The organism is Aeromicrobium panaciterrae (genome assembly GCF_039537165.1).
GTDB lineage: Bacteria > Actinomycetota > Actinomycetes > Propionibacteriales > Nocardioidaceae > Aeromicrobium > Aeromicrobium panaciterrae.
The window spans coordinates 2,602,604-2,625,088 of sequence record NZ_BAAAZZ010000002.1 but is presented as its reverse complement, the minus strand read 5'-3'; the positions used below and the strand labels follow the sequence as shown (position 1 = coordinate 2,625,088).

22 protein-coding genes and 2 tRNA genes are annotated in these 22,485 nt (G+C 66.4%); 11 read left to right on the top strand and 13 right to left on the bottom strand.

Features of this window, described 5'->3' with window-relative positions; genetic code table 11:
* Window positions 1–61 precede the first annotated feature (61 nt).
* Window positions 62–841 (bottom strand): enoyl-CoA hydratase/isomerase family protein, encoded by a 780-nt coding sequence (locus tag ABD683_RS13810; protein ID WP_344770532.1) that lies wholly within the window; start codon window positions 839–841, stop codon window positions 62–64.
* Window positions 842–984: 143 nt separating this feature from the next.
* On the opposite strand from ABD683_RS13810, the gene ABD683_RS13805 reads away from it, so the two are divergent.
* The gene (locus ABD683_RS13805; RefSeq protein WP_344770531.1) at window positions 985–1,194 is read left to right on the top strand and encodes a DUF6458 family protein; all 210 of its coding nucleotides are present in this window, start codon (window positions 985–987) and stop codon (window positions 1,192–1,194) included.
* Here the strand turns inward: ABD683_RS13805 and ABD683_RS13800 are convergent.
* Together ABD683_RS13800 and ABD683_RS13795 are read right to left on the bottom strand one after the other, a co-directional pair.
* Entirely contained in the window at window positions 1,133–2,386 is a 1,254-nt protein-coding gene (locus tag ABD683_RS13800; RefSeq protein ID WP_344770530.1) for an MFS transporter, read from the bottom strand. The two genes, ABD683_RS13805 and ABD683_RS13800, sit on opposite strands and share 62 nt — an antisense overlap.
* The gene (locus ABD683_RS13795) at window positions 2,383–2,913 is read right to left on the bottom strand and encodes a helix-turn-helix domain-containing protein (protein ID WP_344770529.1); all 531 of its coding nucleotides are present in this window, start codon (window positions 2,911–2,913) and stop codon (window positions 2,383–2,385) included. The genes ABD683_RS13800 and ABD683_RS13795 overlap by 4 nt, the downstream gene beginning before the upstream one ends.
* Before the next feature lie 112 nt (window positions 2,914–3,025).
* On the opposite strand from ABD683_RS13795, the gene ABD683_RS13790 reads away from it, so the two are divergent.
* A complete protein-coding gene (locus ABD683_RS13790; RefSeq protein WP_344770528.1) occupies window positions 3,026–3,883 on the top strand; it encodes an NUDIX hydrolase in 858 nt (285 codons plus the stop codon).
* 61 nt (window positions 3,884–3,944) lie between these two features.
* Here ABD683_RS13790 and ABD683_RS13785 read toward each other — a convergent pair whose 3' ends face one another.
* Together ABD683_RS13785 and ABD683_RS13780 are read right to left on the bottom strand one after the other, a co-directional pair.
* Entirely contained in the window at window positions 3,945–4,148 is a 204-nt protein-coding gene (locus ABD683_RS13785; RefSeq protein ID WP_056208020.1) for a cold-shock protein, read from the bottom strand.
* Between the two features lie 188 nt (window positions 4,149–4,336).
* A complete protein-coding gene (locus ABD683_RS13780) occupies window positions 4,337–5,098 on the bottom strand; it encodes a DsbA family protein (RefSeq protein WP_344770527.1) in 762 nt (253 codons plus the stop codon).
* A 136-nt stretch (window positions 5,099–5,234) separates the two neighbouring features.
* Between ABD683_RS13780 and orn the strand changes: the two genes are divergently transcribed.
* From orn to ABD683_RS13765, 3 genes are all read left to right on the top strand, one after another.
* Window positions 5,235–5,846 (top strand): oligoribonuclease, encoded by a 612-nt coding sequence (gene orn / locus ABD683_RS13775; RefSeq protein WP_344770526.1) that lies wholly within the window; start codon window positions 5,235–5,237, stop codon window positions 5,844–5,846.
* 61 nt (window positions 5,847–5,907) lie between these two features.
* Window positions 5,908–5,983 (top strand) — tRNA-His (locus tag ABD683_RS13770).
* 249 nt (window positions 5,984–6,232) lie between these two features.
* On the top strand, window positions 6,233–7,789 hold the full coding sequence (locus ABD683_RS13765; protein ID WP_344770525.1) for a peptidoglycan-binding protein: 1,557 nt from the start codon (window positions 6,233–6,235) through the stop codon (window positions 7,787–7,789).
* On the opposite strand, the gene ABD683_RS13760 is transcribed toward ABD683_RS13765, so the two are convergent.
* From ABD683_RS13760 to ABD683_RS13735, 6 genes are all read right to left on the bottom strand, one after another.
* Window positions 7,786–8,535, bottom strand: coding sequence for a DUF4097 family beta strand repeat-containing protein (locus tag ABD683_RS13760; RefSeq protein ID WP_344770524.1), 750 nt, complete (start codon window positions 8,533–8,535; stop codon window positions 7,786–7,788). The genes ABD683_RS13765 and ABD683_RS13760 overlap by 4 nt on opposite strands.
* Window positions 8,535–10,280 carry a glycerol-3-phosphate dehydrogenase/oxidase gene (locus tag ABD683_RS13755; protein ID WP_344770523.1) on the bottom strand — a complete coding sequence of 582 codons (1,746 nt, stop codon included), beginning with the start codon at window positions 10,278–10,280 and terminating at the stop codon, window positions 8,535–8,537. Before ABD683_RS13755 ends, ABD683_RS13760 begins: the two co-directional genes overlap by 1 nt.
* 25 nt (window positions 10,281–10,305) lie before the next feature.
* Window positions 10,306–11,829, bottom strand: coding sequence for a glycerol kinase GlpK (gene glpK, locus ABD683_RS13750; RefSeq protein ID WP_344770522.1), 1,524 nt, complete (start codon window positions 11,827–11,829; stop codon window positions 10,306–10,308).
* A complete protein-coding gene (locus ABD683_RS13745) occupies window positions 11,766–12,812 on the bottom strand; it encodes a COG1470 family protein (protein WP_344770521.1) in 1,047 nt (348 codons plus the stop codon). The genes glpK and ABD683_RS13745 overlap by 64 nt, the downstream gene beginning before the upstream one ends.
* Before the next feature lie 96 nt (window positions 12,813–12,908).
* On the bottom strand, window positions 12,909–14,411 hold the full coding sequence (locus ABD683_RS13740) for a purple acid phosphatase family protein (protein WP_344770520.1): 1,503 nt from the start codon (window positions 14,409–14,411) through the stop codon (window positions 12,909–12,911).
* A gap of 120 nt (window positions 14,412–14,531) precedes the next feature.
* On the bottom strand, window positions 14,532–15,746 hold the full coding sequence (locus ABD683_RS13735) for a HupE/UreJ family protein (protein WP_344770519.1): 1,215 nt from the start codon (window positions 15,744–15,746) through the stop codon (window positions 14,532–14,534).
* A 192-nt stretch (window positions 15,747–15,938) separates the two neighbouring features.
* Between ABD683_RS13735 and ABD683_RS13730 the strand changes: the two genes are divergently transcribed.
* Entirely contained in the window at window positions 15,939–16,589 is a 651-nt protein-coding gene (locus ABD683_RS13730; RefSeq protein ID WP_344770518.1) for a type 1 periplasmic-binding domain-containing protein, read from the top strand.
* A 2-nt stretch (window positions 16,590–16,591) separates the two neighbouring features.
* Here ABD683_RS13730 and ABD683_RS13725 read toward each other — a convergent pair whose 3' ends face one another.
* Window positions 16,592–17,572, bottom strand: a complete 981-nt coding sequence (locus tag ABD683_RS13725; RefSeq protein WP_344770517.1) for a pirin family protein — start codon at window positions 17,570–17,572, stop codon at window positions 16,592–16,594.
* A 115-nt stretch (window positions 17,573–17,687) separates the two neighbouring features.
* On the opposite strand from ABD683_RS13725, the gene ABD683_RS13720 reads away from it, so the two are divergent.
* From ABD683_RS13720 to ABD683_RS13700, 5 genes are all read left to right on the top strand, one after another.
* On the top strand, window positions 17,688–18,671 hold the full coding sequence (locus ABD683_RS13720) for an ATP-binding cassette domain-containing protein (RefSeq protein WP_344770516.1): 984 nt from the start codon (window positions 17,688–17,690) through the stop codon (window positions 18,669–18,671).
* Entirely contained in the window at window positions 18,668–19,480 is an 813-nt protein-coding gene (locus ABD683_RS13715; protein ID WP_344770515.1) for an ABC transporter permease, read from the top strand. The genes ABD683_RS13720 and ABD683_RS13715 overlap by 4 nt, the downstream gene beginning before the upstream one ends.
* Entirely contained in the window at window positions 19,449–20,150 is a 702-nt protein-coding gene (locus ABD683_RS13710; protein ID WP_344770514.1) for a DNA alkylation repair protein, read from the top strand. Before ABD683_RS13715 ends, ABD683_RS13710 begins: the two co-directional genes overlap by 32 nt.
* On the top strand, window positions 20,140–21,651 hold the full coding sequence (locus ABD683_RS13705; protein WP_344770513.1) for a phytoene desaturase family protein: 1,512 nt from the start codon (window positions 20,140–20,142) through the stop codon (window positions 21,649–21,651). Before ABD683_RS13710 ends, ABD683_RS13705 begins: the two co-directional genes overlap by 11 nt.
* Before the next feature lie 59 nt (window positions 21,652–21,710).
* Window positions 21,711–21,783 (top strand) — tRNA-Lys (locus tag ABD683_RS13700).
* 66 nt (window positions 21,784–21,849) lie between these two features.
* On the opposite strand, the gene ABD683_RS13695 is transcribed toward ABD683_RS13700, so the two are convergent.
* A complete protein-coding gene (locus tag ABD683_RS13695) occupies window positions 21,850–22,323 on the bottom strand; it encodes a hypothetical protein (RefSeq protein ID WP_344770512.1) in 474 nt (157 codons plus the stop codon).
* Window positions 22,324–22,485 lie beyond the last annotated feature (162 nt).

The window sequence follows — 22,485 nt, the reverse complement described above, 5'->3', positions numbered from 1 at the left end:
TCGCCTGTCACGTGTGAAAACGTGCCCGCGTACGCCGGGTTCGGCGCCGGGAAGCTGAGCCCTATCGGCCCTGGAACGTGGCCTTGCCCGGACCGTTCTCCATGAACGAGACCATGCCGGCCTTCTGGTCCTCGGTCGCGAAAAGTGCCGCGAACTCCTCGCGCTCGACACCGATGCCCTCGTCGAGCGAGACGTCGAGACCTTGGTCGATGGCGCGCTTGGCGGCACTCAGTGCAAGCCTCGGTCCGCCGACGAACTGCGTGGCCCACTCGACTGCCTTGTCATAGACCTCGTCGGCGGGATGCACCTGATCGACCAGGCCGATCGCGAGCGCTTCCTGGGCGTCGACGAAACGGCCGGTGAAGATGAGGTCCTTGGCCCGTGCCGGGCCGACCAGTCGCGCCAGGCGCTGGGTGCCTCCAGCTCCGGGGATGATGCCGAGAAGGATCTCGGGCTGGCCGAGCTTGGCGGTGTCGGCGGCAAATCGCAGATCGGTCGACAGTGCAACCTCACAGCCTCCACCCAACGCGAATCCGGTGATTGCCGAGACGGTCGGCACGCTGAGGCCGGCGAGCGACTTCGTGAAGTCCTGCAGGAGATGGGCGTGCGACGTCATGTCCTCGTGGGTCATGTCCGCCATCTCTTTGATGTCGGCGCCAGCCGCGAAGACCCGCTCCCCGCCATGGACGACGACCGCGGACACGTCATCGCGGCTCTCCACCTCGGCGCACACCTCGACCATCTCGCGCTGCATCTGCGCGTTGAGCGCGTTCATCTTGGGGCGATCGAGACGAATCGTCCCCACGCCGTCGCTGACTTCAAGTCGTACGAGCTCTCCCACGAGCAGGCCTTCCTTCGATGATGTCGTCGCCGCCGAGCATAGACGGGGGCCTCCTGCGGCGGGGGCGGCGGTGTGGCGCCGACAAAAGGTGCGAATCCCTGAGGACTGCGTACGGTCGAAGAACCCCTACGAAAGGTTGAGCCATGTTCATCGGTGGATCCATCGCGCTGCTCGCCATCGGCGCAATCTTGTCCTTCGCGGTCCGCGACAACATCAACGACGTCGACCTCGTCCAGGTCGGCTACATCCTGATGGGTGCAGGTGCACTGGGCCTGGTGGTGAGCCTCATCATCAACGGGCAGAACCGCGGTACGCGGGTCGTCGAACGTCGGGATCCTCCGCCGCCGGCCTGACGAGGAAGAGCGGCGCGGCGAGGGCCAGCATGACACCCCCGACGACCATCGCCGTGGCCGTCGACGCGCCGGTGGCGATCGCACCGAGGACGATCGAGCCGACGGATGCTGCCGGGTGCATCGCCATCGAGGCGAGAGACAGCACGGTCGCCCGCTGCTCCGGACCGACCTGCTCGTGGAGCTGAGACTCATAGATCGCGCCCGCGACGATGTGCACGCCGTACGTCGCGAAGTACGCGACGACCAGCCCGATCGGCCCGGCCGCAAGTCCCATGCCGACGACCGTGACACCCTGCACGATGCGCAAGGTGAATGACACCGAGCGCATCGACCATCGACGCAGCAGCAGTGGAACCGCGAAGGCACCGACCGCTGACAGGCCCCAGCCAGCAGCGACGATCGGACCCATGACCGCCGCGGCGTCGTCGCGATCGCCGAGCAGCTCAGACATCCGCACCGGCATCAGCGACTCGAACGCGACCATGCCAAAGCCCCAGAACAGCTCCACCGCGACGAGCGCCGCGAGCACGCGCGACCGCCGTACGAGAGCGAACGACGACGCGACGACCCGGGGCGTCGAGGTGATGGACGCGAGGACGCCCGCGACGCGCGCCGACCGATCCTCGTCCATCAGCACCGTCACGGCGATCAGCTGCACGACCGTCAACGCGATGGCGATCCAGTAGGGCGAGGTCAGCCGCGCGGTGTCATCGACCGGCGCCCACGCGATGAGGCCTCCCGCCGCGAGCGACCCCGTCGCGATCGCGGCGCCGATCACTCCGGCTGATCCCGACAATCCGCGTACGACATCGGCGCTCTCGCCACCCTGGGCGTGTGTCGCATCGACGAACCAGGCATTGAGCGGCCCGCTGTCCAGGGCCCGAAACACACCCGTCAGCGATGCCGCGATGGCGAAGGCCAGGACGGACTGTGCATGGACGAAGACGACATACGCCAGCAACGCCATGCAGCTCGACGCCATGATGACCGGCTTGCGGCCGAGGGCATCGGCGAATCCGCCCGTGGGCAGCTCGAGCAGGAGCACCACGACGCCCTGGAGTGCGAACGCCGCTCCCATCTCGGCGATCGTCAGACCGCGGTGCAACGGCAGCAGCGCAGTGACCGGGATGATGAATCCGGTCGGCAGCCAGCGCAGTCCGGTGAGCAACAGGAAGCGCGTACGTAGGCTCATGTGGGCTTGGTCCAGGGCAGCATCAACACGTGGACCGTGACGCGCTCCGAACCCTTGCGATCTGAGTAGCGTGAGATGACCTCTTCGATCTCGGCCTCCATCGCTTGCAGGTCATCCGGGTCGAGCCGGACGGCGTAGTCACTGTGCCCGATGCCCGGGCGCGTCTCGGTCCAGGCAGTGAGCCCGGCCTTCAGGCGTTCTTCCTGTCGCCTTCGTACGGTGTCGAGGTACTCACGTCCGCCGTCCAGCTCGGCCAGTGCCGTGGGGAAGTTCGTCAGGTCGTACAGCGACTTCCATCTGCGCTCGCGCCCTGAAGGCTGCTCGTCGGCGTCGCCGATGAACCCGTACCGCTCGAGCTGGCGCAGGTGGTAGGAGGTGGACCCGCTCGACTCGCCCAGGGCGCGGCCGAGCTCCGATGCAGTGGCGGGCCCGTGTGCACGAAGGTTTCCGAGCAGGGCCATGCGCAGCGGATGAGACACGGCCTTGAGCGTGTCGAGGTCCTCGACGACCTTGCTGGTGAGTGCCATGCCGCCACCGTACGACTGCAAAGACTCCTTTGCAAACATTTCTTTGCGATTGGTCACACCGCTTCCTCGATCGGGACTGGCAGGATGAGGACGTGACCTCCAGGGCGACGGCATGACCGCGACGCTGCGCGACGACGACCTGTCGCTCGAACCGACGACGGGATCCGACGAGTTCATCGGGTTTGCGATCGTCGTCGACGGCGAGCGCGTCGGCACCGTGGCGCTCCGCCCCGAGGACCGCAACTCAGGGTCGATCCGATGGAATGCGGGGGCTGACAACCTGCCTGTCGCTATCCGCGCACTGCGGCTCGCCCTCGACCACGCCTTCGACGACCTGGGCTGGACCCGCGTCGAGGCCCGCATCCCCGTCGATCGAGACAACGACATCCGAGCCGCCTCGATCTCCGGCCTCCGCCGCGAGGGCATCACCCGCGGTGCAGGCGGCGATCCCGATCGTGCTCTGCTGGCGCGCATCGTCGGCGACCCTCCCCCGTTCAGCCGTGACGGATTCATCGCGATCCTCAACGCCGGGCTCCCGACCAAGCGGGTCATCAGCCAAGGTCTGCTGCGTGACGAGCAGGGTCGCGTGCTGATGTGCGAGCTGACCTACAAGCAGGAGTGGGATCTCCCAGGTGGCGTCGTCGAGGTCGGCGAGGCGCCTGCGCTCGGACTCGTGCGCGAGCTCGAGGAGGAGCTCGGCATCGAGGTCGGGGTGCGGGGCCTGATCACGGTCAACTGGCTGCCGGCCTGGCGCGGGTGGGACGACGCATGCGTCTTCCTGTTCGACCTCGGCGTGGTCGACAGCTCGATCACGGACGGCATGACGTTGCAGCCCACCGAGATCAAGTCGGTGCAATGGTGCGACCCGGAGACCGTACGCGCCAACGGTGCGCTCGCTGCTGTCGAGCTGCTCGACGCTGTCGAGCTTGGCGACCTGGCGCCGTACCGCGAAGCTCCCCTTCAGGCCTAGAGACAAAGAACCCCGGAGCCGAAGCTCCGGGGTTCTTTACTGAACTAGATCAGTGGGTGAATCAGAGGGGACGAATGTTCGTCGCCTGCAGGCCCTTCTGGCCCTGCTCGACGTCGAATTCAACCTTCTGGTTCTCGTCCAGCGAGCGGTAGCCGCTCGTGGCGATCGCGCTGAAGTGCGCGAATACGTCTTCGCTGCCGTCATCGGGGGCGATGAATCCAAAGCCCTTGTCAGCGTTGAACCACTTGACGGTTCCTGTTGCCATGTTCTTACTCCTATTAGCGAGCTAGTCACTCACGCGTTTCGCGAGCGACTTCGCCACACACATTCAACCTTCGAGGAGAAGCAAGACACCAATTAAGGAAACCAGATTCATTCGTACGGCCCAACGTTGTGCAACTACGTCAAGTGTACCGGTTTTCGCTGACAATTTCGCCTTGCGAGGCGCGCGAGCTACGCCTTCTTGGCGGCGTCGATCGCCTGCTGCAGAGCAGCGGGGGTCGGCGACTCGATGTCCTTGCCGCCGATTCGGACCCACGGCGTGCCCTTGAAGCCCTCGTCGAGGAGCTTGTCGTAGGCCTTCTCGATCCACGGACCGAATCGCTTGGAGTTGATGCAGGAGTCGATCCCAGTGACCCCTGCGTTCTTGGCGGTGTCGATCAGTGCCGAGTCCTCGGGACCGTTGGTGCCCTCCTGCGGCTGGTTGGCGTAGAGGAGATCGTGCATCGTCTTGTACTTCTCGATACCGCCCTTGTCGAGCACGCACAACGCAGCATTGAGCGCCCGGCTGGAGTATTCGTTGCCGCTGCTCTTGTCGAGGAAGCTGACCGGGCGGTATTCGATCGTGATCTCGCCCTTCTTGACGAGGTCGGTGAGGAAGGCGCCGCTCTGCTGCTCGAACGACAGGCACGCGGGGCACTGGAAGTCCTCGGTCAGCACGACCTTGACCGGGTTGGTGCCGGCGGTGCCACCCGCGGCGGCAGCGTCAAAGATGAAGCCGTTGTCCTTGGTCGCACCGTTGGGAACGATGACCTCGGTCTCGGCCTTGTTCTTGTCGTTGGCGCTCTTGACGGCATAGCCTCCGACGGCGATCAGCGCGATGACGACCGCGACGATCGCGAGCGAGATGAGGTTGCGCTGCTTGCGGTCGGCCTTCTCGCGCTCCTTGCGCATCTGCTCGGCACGGGCGGCGCGCTGCTGTCGTTCGTTAGCCACGTAAGTCTCCTGGGTCCGGCGGTCACCACGATGACCAACGCGGGACGACAATGGAAGGTTCCATCAGACCTTATCGGTCCCCGGAAGCGATCCGCCCACGAGTGCGAAGTCGTGGGTGCCAAGTAAGGTGCACGACGTGAACGACAAGTTGGTGTGGATCGACTGCGAGATGACCGGGCTGAACCTCGAGACCGATGCGTTGGTCGAAGTGGCGGCGCTGGTGACCGACTACGAGCTCAACGTGCTGGGCGCCGGGGTCGACCTGATCATCAAGCCGCCCGCAGAGGCGCTCGAGCAGATGGACGACTTCGTACGCGACATGCACACCAACTCCGGGCTGATCAACGAGCTCGACGCGGGACTCACGCTCCGCGATGCCGAGGAGCAGGTGCTCGACTACATCCGCCAGCACGTCAAGGAGCCCCGCAAGGCTCCCCTCGCCGGCAACACGATCGGCACCGACCGGATGTTCCTGGCCCGCGACATGGTCGAGCTCGAGTCGTGGATGCACTACCGCGTCGTCGACGTCTCCTCGATCAAGGAGCTCACCCGGCAGTGGTACCCGCGGGCCTACTTCGCCTCCCCGTCCAAGCGCGGACACCACCGCGCCCTGGTCGACATCCAGGAGAGCATCGAGGAGCTCAAGTACTACCGGCGTGCCGTGTTCGTGCCGCAGCCCGGCCCCGAGACCGACGCGGCCAAGGCCATCGCCGCCGAGGTCGCCGGCTCGGTGACGGGTCCGTCATAGGAGCGGTCCGACCTGCGTTAGACTTCCTGACGCCGTGTCGGGCGCATGCCCGGCACGCGTGGTGGGCGTAGCTCAGTTGGTAGAGCACCGGCTTGTGGTGCCGGTGGCCGCGGGTTCAAGTCCCGTCGTCCACCCCACACGAAACGCGGAACTCGCGCCAGCGAGGACCGCGTTTCGTCATGTGTGGACGACGGGACGCAGAACCCGCGGGTGGGGGCACCCCCTGCACGGAGCGAAGCGGAGTGCTTGGGGGACAAGTCCCGTCGTCCACCCCACAACGGATGGTCCAAGATCCCTGCGATCTTGGGCCATCTGCCTTTTCACGGGGCTTCCTCGGGCCTACGCTGAAACGCATCCCTGACCTCCGCGAAAGGAAGGGATGCTCAGTGGCCAAGCCCGTTCCGGCGTCGACACCTGTCTCGTTCGCCTACAAGCGTCTCTACAAGAACGGCAAGCCCCACAAGGGTGTCGACTTCGGCGCCAAGAAGGGCACCAAGGTGACGGCCGCGATCAGCGGCAAGGTCTGGTACGCCGGGGTCGGCGGAGGCTGGGGCCCCGCGTACGGCGCTCACGTCATCATCAAGGGATCCGTGCACGGCAAGATCCGCTGGGTGCAGGTGGCACACCTCTCGCGTATCGACGTCAAGACGGGCCAGGTCGTGTCGATCGGCAAGCAGCTCGGACTGTCCGGAGGCGTCCCTGGCCAATGGGGTGCCGGCAACTCGACCGGGGCGCACGTCCACTTCCAGGTCAACAAGTCGTCGACCTGGTCGGACCACGTCGATCCGTGGCCGGCGATCGGTGCCGAGTCCGGTGACCGGATGGACCCGGCGGCCTACTTCATGGGCGCGACCGGTGTGCACGTGACGTGGCTCGGCGAACGGCTCGTGGCGCACGGATTCGGCAAGCACTACGTCAAGGGCCCGGGCCCGATCTTCGGCAAGGCCGACAGGGACAACGTCGCCGACTTCCAGCGGGCCCAGGGCTGGAGGGGCAAGAACGCCGATGGGTTCCCCGGGCCATCCACACTCATCCGCCTGGCAGCCGACCCCAAGCCGGCCGAGGCATCACCGCCACAACCGGCACCGGTCAAGGCCCCGACCGCGGCTGCCAAGACGTCCAGTACGCCGATGGTGCTGAGACCGCTCTGGTACAACATCCCCGGTCCCGACAAGCTCGCCAAGGACTCCGAACGCGCACTCGCCGGAGCCGCCCTGGTCAAGACCGGCTCGCCCTCGGTGTTCGGGATGAACGAGCTGATCGGTCCGGGCAAGAACTCGATGACCAACACCGGGTCGGCGTTCGCCAGGAAGATCAACGCTGCGTTGGGAGCGGCCTACACCATGATCGTGCCGACAACGGCGTTCAACGAGAACTACCTGTTCTACGAGAAAAAGACCACCGCCCTCGTCGAGAAGGTGCCGGACAAGATCCTCGCGGCCAAGGTCGCGGGCAAGGCCGTGCCCGGTCGTCACCTGACGCTCGCGGTGTTCGAGGACATCGCGAGCGGCACGAAGTTCGTGTTCGGCAACACCCACCTCGTCGACGGCAAGCAGTGGGGAGCCGGACGCGCCGCCCAGGCCGTGATCGCGATGACGGAGCTCAAGCGGGTCTCGGCCCTCCACGGCAGCTGCCCGATCCTCGTGGGCGGCGACATGAACCGCTCCGACGACCTGGGCGCATTCATCAAGGGCGGCCTCGTCAACATGCGCAAGGTCGCCAAGACCGGCTCAGCCAGCAGCGACTTCGCGACCTACACCAACATCAGGAAGGACAAGGCGAGCAAGAACGCCGACTGGATCATCGACCACGGCTACTGCTCCAAGAACATGGTGGTCAACGCCTACACCGTGGCACTGGGGTACGACGCGACCGGCACGTTCCCTCCGTTGCGCCCGTCCGATCACGTGCCGATCCTCTTCTCGGTCTCGCTGCCGGCCTAGCCCGAGCGCAGGTCGATGTCACCGTCGACGGACGTGGCGCGCACGAAGCCCTGACCGTTCTCGTCGGAGTCGATCGTCGAGCTGACGTCGCCGGACTTGGACTCGGCGGTGACTGCGTACGTACGGTCGCCGGCCGGGACCGATGCCGAGATGTCGCCCGACTTCGTGAGCGCCTTGAACGCGAACGGCTGGGTCGCGAACGACGCCTTGACGTCGCCCGAGCTCGACTCGGCCGAGAACTCGTCGACCGTCAGGTCGCCCACGCTGATGTCGCCGCTCGTCGTGGCAACCGTCAGCACCCCCTGCTCGAGGGCGTCGGCTGTCACGTCACCGGACGTCGTGTTGATCACGACCGGGATGCCCTTGGGCACCGAGAGCGTCAGCGACACGCCGCACCCCGGCGACAGCCAGCTGGTGCAACCGGAGATGACCTTGATCTCGTCACCCTTGCGACCGATCAGGAAGTCGGTCTTGCGCAGGCCGCTGGTGACCTTGGACGTCACCTTGACCACGTCGTCGGCGCCTTCGACCACCCGGATGTCGGCGGTGGTCGCGTTGACCACGATCTGAGCGCTGTCACCGAGCTCGATGATGCTGGTGGAGGTCTTGGTGTCCTTCATCAGGATCGAGACGCCCAGGACGGCGGCGGCGAACAGGGCGACCGCCAGGATCGTGCCGATGACGGTGAGCAGTGTGCGGGATGCCGGCGACCGTACGTCGTAGTCGGCAATGACCTCTTCCGGCATCAGCCGGCAGCCTTCGCGCGGGTCGTCGAGACGGGTACGACGTCCTCGGCGCCCATGCGAGCGGCGTCGGCGGTCTCGTCGTCGGGCATCGTCTGGCTCTCGAGCTCGGCCTGGACGCGCTTGAGGTAGTGGTCGACCTCGTTGTCACGTTGGGCCTTGGTCCAGCCGAGGACGTCGCCCATCAGTCCCGCGACCTCGACGGCGACCTCCGTGCCGCGGTCGAAGGTCTCGATCGAGATGCGCGTACGACGGGCGATGGCGTCGTCGAGGTGACGCGCGCCTTCGTGGCTCGCGGCATAGACGATCTCGGCACGGAGGTAGTCGTCGGCACCGGTCAACGGCTTGCCGAGGTCGGGCTGCTCGGTGATCAGGTCGAGCACCTCGGTGATGAGCGATCCGTAGCGGTGCAGCAGGTGCTCGATGCGGCCGATGCCGAGTCCGCTCGACGCGGCGAGCATCTGGCGCTGGTTCCACACGGCCTCGAAACCGTCGGCGCCGAGCAGCGGCACGTCTTCGGTGCAGCACGGTGGGGTGATGCGGTCGAGGTCGCTGGCCATGCCGTGCACCGCCGCGTCGATCGCGTCCTTCGCCATGATCCGGTAGGTCGTGTACTTGCCGCCCGCGATCACGACCAGGCCCTTCACACTGGTGCCGACGGCGTGCTCACGCGACAGCTTGCTGGTGGCCTCGTCCTCGCCCGCGAGGAGCGGGCGCAGCCCGGCGTACACGCCGACGATGTCCTCGTGCGTCAGCGACGTCACGAGCACCTTGTTGACGTGCTTGAGGAGGTAGTCGATGTCGCTGCGGCTGGCGGCCGGGTGGTCCTTCGACAGGGCCCAGTCGGTGTCGGTCGTGCCGATGATCCAGAGCCGGCCCCACGGGATGACGAACAGCACCGACTTCTCGGTACGCAGGATCAGTCCGGAGTCTCCACGGATGCGGTCGCGCGGGACCACGATGTGGATGCCCTTGCTGGCGCGTACGTGGAACTGGCCGCGCTCGCCGGCGAAGGACTGCGTCTCGTCGGTCCACACGCCCGTGGCGTTGACGACCTGCCTGGCGAGGATGTCGAACTCCTTGCCCGACTCCAGGTCCTTGACCGTGGCGCCGGTGACGCGGTCGCCCTCGCGGAGCAGCCCGACGACACGCGTACGGCTTGCGACGTGAGCGCCATAGGCAGCCGCCGTACGGGACAGGAACATCGTGTGACGGGCGTCGTCGACCTGGCCGTCGTAGTAGTGGAGCGCGCCGATCAGGGCTTCCTTCTTGAGCGCCGGCATCATCCGCAGCGCGCCGCGGCGCGTCAGGTGGCGGTGGTGCGGGACGCCACGGGAGCGGCCCGACAGGAAGGCCATCGAGTCGTACAGCAGCACACCGGATCCGGCGTAGACGCGCTCCCACATGCGGCGGGTCAGCGGATAGAGGAACGGCACGGGGTGCACGAGGTGCGGGGCGAGCTTCTCGAGCAGCAGGCTGCGCTCGCCGAGCGCCTCGGCGACGAGCCGGAAGTCGAGCATCTCGAGGTAGCGCAGGCCACCGTGGATCAGCTTGCTGGAGCGGCTCGACGTGCCGGAGGCGAAGTCACGGGCGTCGACGAGGCCGACCGAGAGGCCACGTGTCGCGGCGTCGAGAGCCGCACCGCCACCAACCACGCCGGCACCGACGACGAGGACATCGAGCGGGGCCGCGGCCATGGCATCGAGCGCGGTTTGGCGATTGGCGGGTGACAGTGCAACGGAACGCATGGCGCTAGTCAATCAGGTCAACGAATCAGCTGCTGGTGTCGACCCAATCAAGAGTTCTGTCCACTGCCTTCTTCCATTGGGCATGGCCGACGTCGCGCTGTTCTTGCGTCGACGTGGGCTCCCAGCGCTTCGACTCGTTCCAGTTGGCGACGAGCTCGTCGGTGCCGGCCCAGAAGCCGACGGCCAGGCCAGCCGCGTACGCAGCGCCCAGCGCCGTGGTCTCGGCCACGACCGGACGGCTCACCGTGACCCCGAGGACATCGGCCTGGATCTGCATGCAGAGCTCGTTGAGGGTCACGCCCCCGTCGACACGCAGGACCTGCAGGTCGAGGTCGGCATCGGCAACCATGGCGTCGACGACGTCACGGCTCTGGTAGCAGATGGCCTCGAGGGCGGCACGGGCGATGTGCGCGGAGGTGTTGAAGCGGGAGAGTCCGACGATCACCCCTCGGGCGTCGGAGCGCCAATGTGGAGCGAAGAGTCCCGAGAACGCGGGCACGAAGGAGACGCCGCCGTTGTCGTCGACACTTCCGGCCAAGGACTCCGAGTCGGCGGCAGCCTTGATGATGCCCAGCTGGTCGCGGAGCCACTGGATCGCCGAGCCTGTCACCGCGATCGACCCCTCGAGCGCGTACACCGCGGGGGCGTCGCCGAACTTGTAGCCGACCGTCGTGATGAGCCCGTGCGTCGACTTCACGATCTCGGTGCCGGTGTTGAGCACCAGGAAGTTCCCCGTGCCGTACGTGTTCTTGAGCTCGCCGGGCTTGAAGCAGACCTGGCCGACCAGGGCTGCGTGCTGATCACCCAGGTCGCCGGCGAGCGGCACCTCGCCACCGAACGGCCCGTCCGCGAGCGTGTTGCCGTAGACCTCCGACGACGACTTGACCGCCGGGAGCATGGCCCGCGGGATGTCGAAGAGGGCCAGCAGCTCATCGTCCCAGTCGAGGGTCTCGAGGTTCATCAGCATGGTGCGGCTGGCATTGGTGACGTCGGTGATGTGCTCACCGCCGTCCGGCCCCCCGGTCAGCCACCACAGGAGCCAGCCGTCGGTGTTGCCGAAGATCGCGTGGCCCGCCTCGGCGTCGGCGCGCACGCCGTCGACGTTCTCGAGGATCCACTGGATCTTGCCGCCGGAGAAGTACGTGGCGGGTGGGAGCCCGGCCTTGTCGCGGATCACATCGCCCTTGCCGTTGGCATCCAGCGCCGAGGCGATCTTGTCGGTGCGGGTGTCCTGCCAGACGATCGCGTTGCAATAAGGCTCACCGGTGCGCTTGTCCCACACGACCGTGGTCTCACGCTGGTTGGTGACGCCGATGGCGGCGAGGTTGTCGGCGGTGATGCCGGCCTTGCCCATCGCCGCGGTGATGACCTCTTGGGTGCACTCCCAGATCTCGCTGGCATCGTGCTCGACCCAGCCGGCCTGCGGCAGGATCTGCTCGTGCTCGAGCTGGTGCCTGGCAACCTCGTGACCGTCGTGGTCGAAGATCATGAATCGAGTGCTGGTCGTTCCTTGGTCGATCGCGCCGACGTACTGCTTGGTCTCCGCCATGCGGCGAGCCTAGCCAAGCGTCGCCTCCCGCCGAGGAGATGTGTCCCGACGAGCACCAGCACGCCCAGGCCGACCAGAACCACCCAGGGGATCGCCCAACCACGCGCGGTGGTCTCGACAGCCGTCAGCGAGGCGACACTGCCCGACTCATCCGTCATGAGCGGCGTGACCGTGACGGTCCCGTCCAGCAGGAGGGCGGGGGCCACGTCGCGGAAGCGGACCGAGACCTTTCGCCTGTCCCCCGGCAGCAGGTCGGGCGTGTCATCGATCGTCGTCGCGGGGACGCGGAAACGACCGAAGGGACCAGAGATCGACGCGGCCTGCCTGGCCGCCACGGTGGCGTTGCCGGTGTTGTGGATCGTGTAGGTCAGCGTGGCGTCACCCTTCGCGAACGGGTTGGGTGCACCCGAGTAGTCGACGTCGAGGTCCTCGATCGACAGCATCGGCTTCAGTCGACCGCCCACTCGCAGGCGGATCTGGATCGCGAGCCGACGACCCACGGTCGCGCCGTCGGCCGAGGTCAGTGAGGTGACGATGCCGCCGACGTGGTCCCCGGGAGACGCGTCATCGGGGACGTTGACGGTGAACGGCACCTCGACGGACCTGCCGGGCTCGACAGTCACGCTGTCACGGCTGAGGCGCACCCACGTACGGAGACCGCTCGACTTCGCGTCCTTCGTGACCAGCTCGATGCTGCCTGTCTTGGTGGTGAGCCCGTTGGCGCTGTCGACTCCCAGCACGAGCGGCGCGGGCCCGCGGTTGACGATCACGACACCGTCTTCGACCGTACCGCCAGGGTTGACGGTGTAGCCGAAGTCCGGCCGGTCGGATCCATAGTCGTTCGACGCGGTCGACACGGTCCACGGCAGGTCATCGCCCGCCGCAGCGGCCGGCCCGGATCCCACTCCGGCAAGGGTGGCAAGGCCGGCAAGCAGCAACACGGCTGCCCGCAGGAGAGTCGTACGTGATGGTGACAGGTGCATCTGATGATCCTCGAGAGGCCGACGAACGGGTTGGGGAATGCGTACTGGTGGGGCGAGTGCCCGAAGGCGCTCACCCCACCAGGTGGACGAGATCGATCAGTGGCTCGGCTTCTCGAAGGCGTCCGGTCCGCCGTAACGGTGGATCACCACCTTGTCGACCGTTGAGCCGACCGGCTGGGCAGCGCTGGCCCCGCTGTCCGGACCGCACCAGGCGACCTTGCCGAGCTCCACCGCAGCGTTGGGCGCAGCACACGTGCCACTGCGGACGTTCTCGACGACGAGCCGGTTCTTGCGCACCTCGACCTTGACGTAGGTGCGCACGTGCTCCTGGTCCTCGACCGAGTTGGCCCAGTGGTTGTCGGGGTTCAGCGGGTCAGGGCCGAAGTCCGAGCCTTCCACCGGGTCGGTGAGGTCGTAGTACTTCGAGCCCGACGCGGAGTTGCCCGTCACGTAGATGACACCGCCCGGCCCCTGTGCCACGTCCGCCGCACCCGGCTGCTCGTCGGCGTGCGCCTTCTTGCCGTTCTTGAGCACGTAGCTGCGCGAGTAGCTGTGGTCATGTCCCTGGAGCACCAGATCGACACCGAGCTTGGAGAAGGCCGTCGGGAAGTCCTGTCGGCGCACCTTGTTGTCTCCGTCGTTCGCGTGATCTGCCGGCGAGTAGATCGAGTGGTGGTAGACGAGCACGGTGTACCTCGCCTCGTCGGCATGCTCCTTGACGATCTGGGTCACGTAGTTGATGTGCGCGGCGTCAGCATTGTTGGCATACGCGTTGCTGTTGAGGTCGATGAACAGCACGTCCTTGTAGATGTACCAGTAGTCACCGCCGGACTCGGTCGCCGAGTTGCCACGGTAGAGCGATGCCGAGCGATCGGTGTTCGGCGTCCAGAAGTGCTGCTCGTACGCCTTGCTGCCGACGTCGTGGTTGCCGATCGTCGCGGCCCACGGGTACTGGCGCAGCTTGTCGGAGGCGAGGAAGGCGTTCCACTGCGACTCGACGCCGGCCGTCTCGACCTGGTCACCACCGGAGACGAGGAGCTCGGCATTCGGGTTGGCCGCCGTGGCGACATCGAGCGTGTCAGCCCAGCCGGCGCCGTCCTTCGCCACGTTGCCGGAGGCTCCGATCTGCGGGTCGCCGAAGAACAGGAAGTCGTAGTCACCATCGAAGTCCTGCGTCTTGAACGCGTATGTCGGGGACCAGCCGCCCTCAGCGCCCACACGATAGGAGTACGCGGTGTGCTCCTTCAGGCTGCTGATCGTGGAGTGTCCGTTGAAGCCGCCGTTGACGCTGTTGGCAGCGACGGTGGCGGGATAGGTCGTGGCATTGGCGGGGAACGCTCCGTTCACCAAGGTCGACGTGGGAGCCACCTGGACGACCTGCGCGGTGTTGGCGGAGGCGTACCAGCTCACGACGCGCTGCGACTCGTTCGAGCCGACGCCGAGGACGATTCCACTGACGCTTGCGGGCGCATCGGCGCTGGCCCCAGAGATCAGGCCACTGCCAAAGACCAGACTGACGCCGAGGACAGCCGCGGCGGCGCCGCCTGCCACGCGTCGTCGCACGGACCCGGGGGCCTGTGCTGAGTTGAAGAGCTTCATCGGATTTGCTTCTCCTTCGAGTTACGAGTGGACGTGCGGAAGAACGATCACAGCCTCGTCATGCCCGGTGTCCGTGACGTGAACACGACTTGGCAGGTAGCCGAACTTGTCAGGCAGCTCTCAGACGACGCGTTCCACGAACCAGATCAGGCCCATCGCGGAGACGAACGCTGCGATGGTCCCGGTCGTCCACGAGGCGAGGACCGGCGATCGGTGGCGCAGCAACGCCAGGAGCGGGAACACGCTCGCAATGAGCACCAGCTGGACGGCCTCGATGCCGACGTTGAAGACCACCAGCGACCACAGCAGGGTCCACGACCACGCCTGGTCGATCCCCAGGGCCGATGCGAAGCCGAGTCCGTGGACCAGGCCGAAACAGAACACCACGGCGAGCCTGGTCCAGCCCGCGCGGTCGAGGCTCACGTGGCTGTCACCGACCGTGACGAGATCGGTTGCGTGCGTACCTCGTCGCAACAGTCGCCACAGGTGCCACCCGGCAACCACCGCGATCGACAGGGCGATCATCGGTTCCACGAACGATGGACTCACCCGCACGATCCCCAGCGCCGCGAGGATCAACGTCACGGAGTGCGCGAGGGTGAACGCCGTCGCTCCCAGCACCACTTCGCGCAGCCTGCGCGACCCGGCGATCAGCGCGAGCAGGAACAGGATGTGGTCGAGCCCGGTGAGCAGGTGCTCCGCTCCGAGCCGGAAGAACTCCCAGAAGCGCTCTGTCCAGGACTGGTCAGTGGAGAAGGACGGCTGCGTCGCATCGAGAGCTGCGCTGCCAGTTCGTAGATCCAGGTCATAGGTGACGATCGTCTTGGTGCCACGCACGTAGCCCTCGGAGTCAGGGAACAGCTCGCTTCGGACGTCGTGAGCCACCGCCGAGACCGGGCAGCTGTGGTCGAGGACGATCTGCGCGTACGGGACGCCGTCGCGCTCCGTCATCGTGAAGTCACCGACACGCACCGCAGCGCATTCGTCACCGTCCGCGGAGATGCCGAAACGCTCGGTCACGTAGTCGGTCACCGAGTCGGCGTGCGCTTGCAGCGCGGCGGCCTGCTCGGCCGGGTCGCCGTCCTTGAACGCGGCGTCGCCCTGCTGGAAGAGCGGATCGTCCTGCCCGGCGTCGGCCGCCGAGACCACGAGCAGGTCGTACTCGAGTGCAAGCACGGCGCGGACGTGACCCTTCTCCGGCGAGGTGAGGTCGACGTACGCGACGGAGGTGAACCCGTGTGCAGCAGCGGGCCCGGTGCTGAGGAATAGGAACGCGGTTGCCGCCAGCACCGCCACCGCAACGGCCTGGGCGCTGCGACGAGCGGCGTACGCCATGGTTCTCCTCTTCTGTTGGCATGCGCAGATTTTCGGTCGCAGATGAACGGTTGGGGCACCGTACGCAAACAGCCGGCGAAGGCTTGGCGGCCGGGACTCCACGACGCGTGAACCCGGCCAGGAGTGAGGTATGAAGTACGTGAACGACGTACCGGCCACTGGAGGACGATCCATTTGCACCCGCGGTCCTGGATGGCCCTCGCGGCCTCGGCGGTCCTGACAGTCGTGGTCGTGGCCGGGTGTCAAGCACGTGACGACTGGTCCGAACCGCACACCGCGCCCAGTGCCATCGGCACCCTCGGTCAGGGCTTTCTTCCCGACACGCCACCCACGCCGGAAGCGACCATCACGCCGAGTCCCGGTTCGTGGGACGACATCCGCCCGTCCAAGGGCTACCGGGTGGTCCTGCTCACGGCGGGCAAGGACAAGTCGACCAAGACACTGGTCAGGGCCGTGAACTCATGGGCCGACGAGCAGGACGTCAGCCTCAAGACCATCAAAGTCACCAAGCCGGCCGATCACATACCTCTCATCGAGAAGGCCATCGCCCTGTCGCCCGATCTGATCATCAGCGCCGGAAACGACCTCGTCGACCCGCTGACCCTGGTGACGGCCAGCCATCTCGACCAGAAGTTCCTGGTCGTCGGAGCCGAGCTGGCCGAGCCGACCGTGAACGTCACCGCAGCCGACTGGACCGGCGCGTCCTATCGCGGTGAAGGACTGGGGATGTCGTCGACGTACGACCCCGCATCATTCACCGCCGAACGCGCCGGTCGGGCCATTCGTGCCGGTGTCGCGGCGGTGCTCAGCGATCTGACCGGGATCGTGATCTGGCTGGACTAGAGCTAGAGGATCTCGCCGTGCACGTCGGCGTGCGGCACCGTCGGGATCGTGCCGAGCTTGCCCTTCTGGAAGTCCTCGAACGCCTGCTGAACCTCGGCCTTGGTGTTCATGACGAACGGTCCGGCCCACGCGATCGGTTCACGGATCGGAAGACCGCCGAGGAGTACGACCTCGAGCGCCGGATGGCGCGATTCCTGCTGCTGGTCGGCGCCGACCGTGATCGTCTCGCCATGGCCGAGCACGGCGAGCTGGCCCGACGAGACAGGGCGACGCTCGCGGCCGACGTATCCGCTGCCACCGAGCACGTAGACGAGCGCGTTGAAGTCGGTGCGCCACGGGACCGTCATCTCGGCACCCGGCAGCACGGTCGCGTGGACCATCGTCATGGGCGTGTGCGTGCTGCCCGGACCCTTGACCGAGTCGACCTCACCCGCGATGACGCGGATCAGCGCGCCGGCATCGGGCGTGGAGGCAAGCCCGACGTCGTCGCGGCTGATGTCCTGGTAGTGCGGGGGCAGCCACTTGTCGGCCTTGGGCAGGTTGACCCAGAGCTGCAGGCCGTGGAACACGCCGCCCTTGACGACGAGCCACTCCGGCGGCGTCTCGATGTGCAGCAGGCCACTGCCGGCTGTCATCCACTGGGTGTCGCCGTCGGTGATGGAGCCACCGCCACCGTGGGTGTCCTGATGGTCCATGACGCCGTCGATCATGTAGGTCACGGTCTCGAAGCCGCGGTGCGGGTGCCACGGGGTGCCCTTGGGCTCGCCGGGTGCGTACTCGACCTCACCCATCTGGTCCATGTGGATGAACGGGTCGAGCAGGGTCGGGTCGACCCCGGCGAACGCGCGGTGGACGGGAAACCCCTCGCCCTCGAACCCTCGCGGAGCCGTCGTGACGCTGACGGGGGCGCGGTCCTCGGTCTGTGTCGGAGTCGCGATCACGCGCGGGAGAACGGTCCAGTCGGCAACTGTCACAGCGGGCATGGGGGGCTCCTTCGTCTTGGTGAAGCCAGCATACCTCTTGATAGTTCAATCTTCAACTACTTCTTCGACCTTCGACCGATGTGACCTGTCACACCCCGCCCATAGGCTGCGGTCCATGACTCCAATCCCTGCGATCCAGGCGCGAGGTCTGGTCAAGAAGTACGGCGATGTCACGGCGCTCGACGGCGTCAACCTCACCGTGCCCACCGGATCGGTGCTGGGCCTCCTGGGGCCCAATGGCGCCGGCAAGACAACCATCGTGCGCATCCTCACGACTTTGCTGCGACCCGACGCGGGCGAGGCAGAGGTCGCCGGCATCGACGTGCTCGCCAACCCGAGGGAGGTGCGACGCAACCTCGGACTGTCCGGGCAGTACGCCGCGGTCGACGAATACCTCACCGGCTTCGAAAACCTCGACATGATCGGTCGGCTCTATCACCTCGGCCGCAACAAGAGCCGTGCGCGAGCCCGCGAGCTCCTCGGTCAGTTCAACCTCGAGGACGCCGCCGACCGTCCGGCCAAGACCTATTCCGGCGGCATGCGTCGCCGTCTTGACCTCGCCGGCGCCCTGGTCGCCGCTCCCCCGGTGCTGTTCCTCGACGAGCCCACCACAGGACTCGACCCTCGCAGCCGCACCGACATGTGGGCTGTCCTGCAGGAGCTGGTCTCCGGAGGCACAACGTTGCTCCTCACGACGCAGTACCTCGAGGAGGCCGACCTCCTGGCCGACGACATCATCGTGATCGACCACGGCAAGGTCATCGCACAAGGCACTGCCGATCAGCTCAAGTCACAGGTCGGCGGCGAACGTGTCGAGGTCACGGTCAGCGACGCTGCCGATCTCGAGCGGGTCGCCAAGCTGCTCACACCGCTGGGCGTGTCCGATCCGGTCCTGTCGGAGAGCCAGAAGAGCCTGCTCATGCCGGTCACGGGCGGCGTCGCCGTGCTGCGTCAGGCGCTGCAGCTCCTCGATGACGAGGAGATCGGCGTCGATGACGCCGGCCTGCGCCGTCCCACCCTCGACGACGTGTTCCTGACCCTGACGGGCCACGTCGCCGTCGACGAAGAAGAGACGACTGACAAGGAAGTGACGGCATGATCGCCATCGACGTACTCGGCGATGCGGCCGTCGTCGCCAAGCGCAACCTGATCAAGATCAAGCGGGTTCCCGACCTGCTGGTCTTCACGACGCTCTCGCCGATCATGTTCGTCCTGCTGTTCGCCTACGTGTTCGGTGGCGCGATCGACCAGCAGGGCGGCGGCGAGGGTTACCGCGAGTTCCTGATCGCCGGAATCTTCGCCCAGACCGTGATCTTCGGTGCGACGATCACCGGAGCCGGCCTGGCGGAGGACGTGCAGAAGGGCATCGTCGACCGGTTCAGGTCGCTGCCGATGTCGCCCTCGGCCGTACTCGCGGGTCGTACGTTGTCCGATGTCGTCAACAACGTCATCGTGCTGGTCGTGATGAGCCTGACGGGCCTGCTCGTCGGCTGGCGGATCCGCACCTCGTTCTTCGAGGCGGCGTGGGGGTTCATCCTGCTGCTGATCTTCGCCTACGCGATCTCGTGGGTCATGGCGTGGGTGGGGCTGCTGGTGCCGAGCCCCGAGGTGGTCAACAACGCATCCTTCATGATCATCTTCCCGCTGACGTTCATCGCCAACACGTTCGTACCGCTCGACACGCTGCCGGGCCCGCTCAAGGTGTTCGCCGAGTGGAATCCCGTCTCGTCGGTGACCCAGGCCGCTCGCAACCTGTTCGGCAACGGTGATCCCAATCCCCAAGCGCCGGACCCGACGGCGTGGCCGTTGGTGCACCCGGAGCTCTACACGCTGATCTGGGCGGCCGTGGTGCTGCTGATCTTCGTACCCTTGGCCAATGCCCAGTACCGGCGGTCGACCAGCCGCTGATCAGTTCGTCTCCGCAGTGCGCACCGCACTGCGGGAGGCGGCTGATCCGACTCGGGCGCCGGGGATGCAGGCCTACATGAAGTCGGCAATGCCCTTCCTCGGTGTCCGGGTTCCGGAGGTACGCGCGATCGTCCGGGCGCTCGCCAAGGAGCACCCGTTCGCCGATCTCGACCGACTCGAGGCTGTCGCGCTCGAGCTGTGGGACAACGCGACACATCGTGAGGAGCGCTATGCCGCTGCGACCCTGATGGCACTGCGGATCGCCAAGGGTCGGCTCTCACTGATCCCGATGCACGAGCACATGGCCGTCACCGGAGCGTGGTGGGACCATGTCGACGAGATCGCCCACCGCATCGCCGACCTCCACGACGTGCACCCGGTCGAGACGGCGCACGACGTACGGCGGTGGAGCACCTCCGACGACATGTGGCTCCGACGGTTGTCGATCATCAGCCAGCTCGGCCGGCGCGACCGGGTTGACTCCGAGCTGCTCACCGAGGTGATCGAGCCCAACATGGACGACACTGAGTTCTTCATCCGCAAGGCGATCGGATGGGCGCTCCGCGAGTACGCCAAGGTCGAACCCGACTGGGTGCGTACATTCGTCGCGGACCGCGATGATCGGCTGAGCGGTCTGTCGAAGCGAGAGGCGTTGAAGCATGTCGGATGAGCGCACGGACGTCGTCATCGTCGGAGGCGGCCACAACGCACTCGTCGCCGCGACCTATCTCGCGCAGGCCGGAAGGTCGGTGACGATCCTCGAACGCCTGGCGCACGTGGGCGGCGCCGCCATCAGCGCACCGGTCTTCGACGGGCTGGATGCGCGTCTGTCGCGCTACTCCTACCTCGTCAGCCTGATGCCTTCGCCGCTCATCGACCAGCTGGGCCTCCGCCTCGAGCTCCGCTCACGCGACACCGCTTCATACACGCCTTACGACGGTGGGGGTCTGCTCATCGAGACCGTCGAGGGAGAAGCGACCCGTGAGTCGTTCCGGGCCCTGACCGGGTCCGATGACGAGTACGCGCACTGGCAGGCGTTCTATGACGAGGTGGCGACGGTTGCCGAGGCGATCGCCCCGACGCTGCTGTCACCGCTCCCCCACGTCGGCGACCTGCGTGACAAGGTCGAGATGGCGGTCTGGACCGACCTGGTCGACGAACCCCTCGGCGTCGCGATCGAGCGCCGCTTCACCCATGACCTCGTACGCGGAGTCGTCGCAACCGACGCGCTGATCGGTACGTTCGCCTCGCTGCACGACCGGACCTTGATCCAGAACCGCTGTTTCCTCTATCACCTGATCGGCAACGGCACCGGCGAGTGGCGCGTTCCGGTCGGCGGCATGGGTGCCGTGACAGCCGAGCTCGAACGGGTCGCCCGCGAGGCCGGAGTCGTCATTCGCACCAATTGCGAGGTCGAGGGGGTCGAGGCTCGCGACGACGGCGTCACCGTGACCGGCGACGGATTCGTGGTCGACGCCCACTGGTTGCTCAGCGGCGTGGCGCCCTACGTGCTCGCACAGCTGCTCGGCGAGAGCGTGCCGGCCAAGCCGTCAGGGTCGCAGTTCAAGATCAACCTGCTGGTGTCACGCCTGCCCCAGCTGAAGTCCGGCATCGACCCGGCGATCGCCTTCGCCGGCACGTTTCACCTCGGTGAGTCGATGTCGGAGCTCGAAGCAGCCTGGGCGACCGCATCGAGGGGTGAGCTGCCCGACGCGGCTGCGGGCGAGCTCTATTGCCACACCCTCACCGACCGGTCGATCCTCGGCCGCGAGCTCGCAGCCTCCGACGCCCAGACGCTGACGTACTTCGGCCTGCACACGCCGTACGAGGTGCTCCCGGACGAGGCCGCGGCGACGCGCGCATACGAACAGTTCCTCACGGCGATCAATGAGCATCTCGCCGAGCCGATCGAGCCGCTGATCCTCGGCGTCGAGCACAAGACGCCGGCGCAGATCGAACAGGCGCTGGGCATGCCCGGCGGCCACATCTTCCACGGCGACCTCGCCTGGCCGTGGCTCGAGGAAGGCGAAAAACCCCACAATCCCGCAGAGCGTTGGGGCGTCGCGACGAGCCATCCGAGGGTGCTTTTGTGTGGCAGCGGAGCACGCCGTGGCGGCGCCGTGAGCGGCATCGGCGGGCACAACGCTGCGCACGCGATCCTCGAGTCATAGAGGCCGCGATGGCCGATTATGGGAGCGGCCTGCCCGGCTGATAATGTTGCACCCGCTTCGCGGCATTAGCTCAATTGGCAGAGCAGCTGACTCTTAATCAGCGGGTTCGGGGTTCGAGTCCCTGATGCCGCACTGTGAAGGCCTCGTTCCTCGCCGAACGGGGCCTTTGCTCTGTCCTGGATCTGTCTGCATGTGTTGTCACTGCGATGTGAACGTCAGGCTGTCAGCGCGAAGAATCACCATGAACGACAAGAACGTCAGCAGGAAGTGCCTTCCTCCATCCCATCGAAGTTCGCAGAGCTCGTCATTTGGATCGCTCGCGGAGTAGTTCGGCTCGGTGATCCAGTCCGTGATGACCGCGTTACCGAACCTCAAGTTCATCAGCTTGGTTGACTCGTAACGCTCGACCACGAGGTCTAGAGCAGGTTCTCCAGCCAGCTGGTATCGGAAGTCGCGACAGCGAGTGTGACGAGAAAAGAGGGCTTGGCCGTCTTCGCCCTCCAACTCGGCTAGGTCAAGGGCTTCAGCGGCATTCGTGATGGACTCGCGAGTTGCCCCGTGGATGACCGCCGCTGGTCCCGGTGGGGGAAGCGACTCTCCTCGCTCGATGTCGCGGCTGAAGAAGTCAGCGGGAAACGATATGACGCCGACCTCGTCAATCAGGAACCTCATCGGGAGAATCCGTGAGTCGTCGCGGTCGCGACGACTCCGCCACCATTGCCTGGACATGTCGTGCTCCTTCGTGCGACGTAGGAGCGCTCTGCGCCGCCGTTCCTCCGTCGAGGCAACCGGACAGACTTTCAGTCGCTCGGGCTCACGTCAATACTCACTCTG